The organism is Sutterella massiliensis, from assembly GCF_016899755.1.
Classification (GTDB): Bacteria; Pseudomonadota; Gammaproteobacteria; order Burkholderiales; family Burkholderiaceae_F; genus Sutterella; species Sutterella massiliensis.
This window is the reverse complement of the sequence record NZ_JACJJC010000183.1, coordinates 1-706: the sequence shown is the minus strand read 5'-3', so window position 1 is coordinate 706 and position 706 is coordinate 1. Positions and strand designations below refer to the sequence as shown.

The following is a 706-nucleotide window of genomic DNA, read 5'->3' as shown; positions in this document are numbered from 1 at the left end:
GGTACAACGGCTATGTAGCCGGTACTTATGATTTCGGCGTTGCCATGATTTATGCGACCGGCCAGTACTTCAAGCGCCAGCGCACCCGCGCGACGGACTGGAAGACGGTTACCGGCCTTCAGGGTGTGCTGGCCGACTATGTGCCGAGCACGCTCTTCGTGGACGGCTATGCGGCGTCGATCGGTGCTGAAGTCCCCGCCTTCGGCGGCACGTTCAAGACCGATATCGGCTATCGCTATATCGAATGCATCCGCAATCCGGACAACGACCTCAAAACGATTTCGCTCTCGCTCGGCTATGTGTACAACCTCAGCAAGCGCACGACCGTCTATGGGGCCGGCACGTATGTCTGGCAGGACCTCGGCAAGCTGCATACTTTGAAGGACGGCAGCAACGAATTCAAGTTTGTTGACGATCCGAGAGCATTGCAAATCCTTGTCGGCATGATTCATAAATTCTATGTGTCTACAGTATTTCACGGCATTCAAGCTCGTTAAATGAGATTGAACGAGGAATCGTCTAGCGGGGGTTCGGGGTTCCGGGCTCCCGTTTTTGTTGCTCTGCATCGGACGAGTGGCAACAGCTTCGAAAAAAAAATTAAAATCAAAATCTTCCGTTTCTCGATTTGGTTTTCTTTTTCGAAGAGGCAAAGCAAGGCTTGATGTCTCGGAGCGCACGGAGCGAATAGGGTGAGGTACTTGAAGGA

The 706-nt window shown here is 52.7% G+C and carries 1 pseudogene; it reads left to right on the top strand.

Annotated elements, in window-relative coordinates:
- Window positions 1-497 (top strand): annotated as a pseudogene (locus H6A60_RS12045) (porin); the annotation flags it as partial.
- Window positions 498-706: the final 209 nt, after the last annotated feature.